Origin of the sequence: Mailhella massiliensis, assembly GCF_020741395.1 — a bacterium.
In the GTDB taxonomy this organism is placed as follows: Bacteria; Desulfobacterota; Desulfovibrionia; order Desulfovibrionales; family Desulfovibrionaceae; genus Mailhella; species Mailhella massiliensis_A.
The window spans coordinates 1-4,230 of record NZ_DYZA01000242.1 but is presented as its reverse complement, the minus strand read 5'-3'; the positions used below and the strand labels follow the sequence as shown (position 1 = coordinate 4,230).

Sequence of the window (4,230 nt, the reverse complement as noted above, 5' to 3'; positions counted from 1 at the left end):
GGGTTTCTCATGACAGAAGATTTTGAACATGAAGAAATCATACATGAAACAGATGTTCTCATTCTTGGTTCCGGTGCTGCTGGCTGTGGAGCCGCCATGGCAGCGGCTGAACAGGGTATGCGGACAATGATGGTGGATCGTGGATTACTGGAAAGTTCTGGTTCCCTTGGGGGAGGAAACGACCATTTTCTTGCTGTTATGCATACTGATGAAAAGACTGATTCGGAAAATGCCATTGTCAGAACTTTCTGTTCAGACGCCAGTGGATATCGTCCTTCACATATTCGTGAATGGGTATCAATCATGCCCCGGATGATACATCTTCTGGAAAAGCTTGGTATTGAGCTTATTCGCAATCCTGACGGTACCTATTATAGAACGACGGGGTTCGGGCACCCGGGCGCATGGTTCATCAATATTAAAAACGGCCAGTTCATCAAGCGGCGCCTTGGGCGTCATATCCGTCAGATGGGTGTGGATGTGGTTGATCATGTCATGATCACCAGGCTCATTTCGGACGGCGACAGGGTTACCGGTGCGATGGGCTTCCATGTGCTGGACGGGTCGTTTCATATTTTTAGGGCAAGGGCCGTTGTTCTGGCCTTCGGCTATTCCACGGGCAGAGTCAGCACGAACTCTACGGGCAATCCGTATAATATTCAGCACTATCCTTATAATACGGGCAGCCAGTATGTGCTGCCCTATCAGGCGGGCGCAGCTGTTCTCGGGCTGGATGTGCGGCAGGCGGCTTCGCTGTGCCCGAAAAGTTTCGGCTGTCCCGGCATGAACGGTATTGCCGGTTCAGGATCCAAGGCCATTAATGCCCATGGCGAAAAATACATGCACAAATACCATCCCATGGAGGAACAGGGGCCCCGCCATCTTCTTTCCATGGGAACTCATATCGAACTGACCGAAGGCAGCGGGCCGCCCTTCTACATGGACATGCGTCACCTTGAGCCTTCTCTGCGTCGCCACCTGCAATATAATCTCATGCCGGGGGATAAATCCACCTGGCTTGAATACTGCGCTCAGCGCGGCGTCGATTTTGAACATCACCCCATGGAAGTGGAGATTTCCGATCTGGACTTCAGCGGGCTGGTTCAGGCCGATGATGAATTTTCCTCAACCATGCCCGGGCTGTTTGTCGGCAGTATGTTCGGTTTCTTTTCCGGAGCCATTTGCTGCGGATTCGCGGCGGGAAGGCATGCGGCGCACTATGCCGCGCAGCATGCGGGGGAACCTTTCCCTGCCGGCGATGATCAAAAGCTGCGGGAAGAGAAAGCCCGTGTCTTTCGCCCTCTCCATAGGGAAAACGGCCTGTATTTCCGCAAATTTGAAGACGCCATCCGGCAGGTCATGTCGTACTATATGGGATTCGTGCGGAATGAAGAGGGCATAAGGCTTGCGGTGCGGCGCCTTGAATATATTGAAGAACATGCTGCCTCCATCAGGGCGGGCAACCTGCATGAACTTACTTCCGCCAATGAATCCCTGCACCTTCTGCAGGCATGCCTGCTGAATACCAAAGCGACGCTGGAACGTAAGGAAAGCGGGCGCTCCGCCTACAGGCGTTCCGATTATCCGGAACAGGACTCCTGGTATGACGACAAGATTCTGGTTACGCGGCAGAAGAACGGCCGGCCGGAATTTTCCTGGCTCACCTGGAACCCCGACCTGCCGGCGATATAGGCCGGTACTGTTCCGAGCGGCGGCAGCTGTTTCCTGCTTCATTTTTATGTTGTGAAGCCGCGTTGTTCAAGGCGTTCGCCATTGCATGGACATGGCGCGTCTGCAAATGTTCCGCGAACATTTATTCCCGAGGATAGATTCATGCCTCCCGTATTCAGCAAACCACTGATCCACCCCGTGTTACAAGGCAATGTTTTTTCCCGGCAGCATCGCACGTCTCCCTGCGAACTGCGCTGTCCTGCGGGCAACCCCATTCAGAAACTGCATGAATGTGTTGAAAAAGGCGAGTTTTCAGAGGCGCTGCGCTGGCTCAGGGCGCGCAATCCCTTCCCCGGAGTGACGGGGCGGGTTTGCCCCCACCCCTGTGAAGGCGTGTGCAACCGCGCCGAGTATGATGAGCCGATTGCCATTCATTCCCTGGAACGGCTTGCGGCCGACAGGGGCGGGCGGGGAGCCTTTCTCCCTGCGCCCGCCACGGGAAAGAGCGTGGGCATCATCGGGGGCGGCCCGGCGGGCCTGACCTGTGCGTGGTTCTGCGCGCTGTCTGGCCACAGTGTTACCGTTTATGAGGCTGCACCCGTGGCAGGCGGTATCCCCCGCCAGGGAATCCCGGACTTCCGCCTGCCCAAGGATGTGGTTGACCGCGAAGTCGCCGCCGTGATGGAGCTTGGCGTGCGTATCCACACCAACGTCAGGGTAGGGCAGGACATTTCCTGGAAGGAGCTGCGCTCAAGGCATCATGCGTGTGTGATTGCCGCCGGAGCCTGGAAGGAGCGCATCCTCAATATACCGGGAAAAGAATACCTGCGGCCTGCCCTGTCTTTTCTGAAGGAAGCTGAACTGTCCCGGGAACCCCTTGAAGGGAAAAAGGTGCTTATCCTCGGCGGCGGCGGCGTGGCGCTGGATTGCGCCTTTACGGCCCGGAGGCTGAAGGCGGAGAGCGTTGCCCTGTTGTGCCTGGAAAAGGAAGATGCCCTGCATGCCCCGGCAGAAGAAATCGAGCAGGCCCGCGAGGAGAGGATAGCGCTGCTGGGCAGCCGCCTTGCCCAGGGCATTGAAAAGGATGAGGAGGGATACCTTGTCGGCTCTGTGCCGGTGCGTTCCTTCTCTTTTTCAGAGAGCGGGGCTCTTGAGGTCGATGCCGAAGCAACTCCTCTTCCTCCCGTACGGGCGGATATCGTTATTGCCGCGAGCGGCCTTATGCCCGCCTTTACCTTCCTTGATGAGGATGCGCCGGAAAAGACGCCGCGCGGTTTCATTCAGGCCGGAGAGTATGGGGAAAGCTCGCAACCTGGCGTATTCGCTGCGGGGGACGCCGCAATCGGCCCTTCCACCGTTGCGGAAGCCATAGGCAGCGGGCGGCGCTGTGCGGTGGGAATCCACAGTTTCCTTATGGAAATGAAGGAGATACCGGACGCATTTATCGATGCCTGCGGCCAGGTGGCGTTTGCGGAGGCTTCTGCGCAGGCAAAAGCCGCTCATAAGGTGGTGTTTGGCGAAATTTATAATGTTGTTTACCACGAGCATGGCCCTCGTGTGAAAAGCCGGCAGGGGGGCACGTCTCTGCCCTTTGCCGAAATAGACGAGGGCTTTTCCGAGGAAGAAGGCGTCAGGGAAAGTGCCCGCTGCCTGCACTGCGGCCATTGCAGCCATTGCGGGAGCTGCGTGGAGGCCTGCCCCGGGCACATTCTCACCCTTACGGATGACGGCCCGGTGGTAAGCTACCCCGATGAATGCTGGCACTGCGGCTGCTGCCGCCTGGCATGCAGCACGGGGAGCATCTCTTACGAGTTTCCTCTTAATATGCTGGTGTGAGCTTCTTTTCCTTCTGACTGCGGAACAGCGTGAGGATTTCCTGGCTCAGGGTCACCGCCGCAGCTCCAAGGCGGCGGTGCCTTCGGGTCAGAAGGAAATATTGCAGGTCTTCAAGCAGGTGGGAAAGGGGATAGGCGACAAGGTGACGATGGTACTCGGGAAAGGTTTTGAGTGTCAGCTCATCCATAATGGCACATACCGATCCCTTGGCTATGTACTGAAGCACAAGCTGGTACTGGTTGAGCGTCATAGCCGTTTTTCCGGTCAGGCCTTTCAGCTGTTCGCTCGTCAGCCAGGGTGAATATACTTCCTTCTTGTCGTTTCCCATATACATGACAAACGGAAGATTCTGAAGTTCTTCGGGAAGAGGAGCGGGGGAAATCTGGAAGCGATGCTTTTTAGGGGCGACCAGTACGAAGGGCGTGGTACAGAGCAGGGTGGCGTTGAAGCGCTCCGGCTTTTGAGCAATGGCGATCAGGCCGAAATCGGCAACTCCGGTTTCAATATCGTCAAGAGCTTCAAGGGGGCGGCAGGCCCTCAGGGTGACATGGACTTTGGGGTTTTCCCTCATGAAGCGGCTGAGCAGGCTTGAGAACATGTCCTGCCCTATGATCGGCAGGGAACCGGAAATCCCCACCTTTCCGTTTAATTCGTCATAGGAGCCGGAGATACTTTTTTCCAGTTCGCCTATCAGCTCAAAGGCGGTGATTGTCCAGTCCAGTA

General features: G+C 56.5%; 3 protein-coding genes. 2 read left to right on the top strand and 1 reads right to left on the bottom strand.

The genetic code is table 11. The features are described from left to right. The first annotated feature begins 9 nt into the window (after positions 1–9). Positions 10–1,692 (top strand): FAD-binding protein, encoded by a 1,683-nt coding sequence (locus K8W16_RS11800; protein ID WP_304124093.1) that lies wholly within the window; start codon positions 10–12, stop codon positions 1,690–1,692. 141 nt (positions 1,693–1,833) lie between these two features. Continuing rightward, a complete protein-coding gene (locus tag K8W16_RS11795) occupies positions 1,834–3,507 on the top strand; it encodes an FAD-dependent oxidoreductase (RefSeq protein ID WP_304124091.1) in 1,674 nt (557 codons plus the stop codon). Here K8W16_RS11795 and K8W16_RS11790 read toward each other — a convergent pair. Next, on the bottom strand, positions 3,491–4,230 hold a 740-nt coding region (locus tag K8W16_RS11790), incomplete at its 5' end, for a LysR family transcriptional regulator substrate-binding protein (protein WP_304124089.1). The two genes, K8W16_RS11795 and K8W16_RS11790, sit on opposite strands and share 17 nt — an antisense overlap.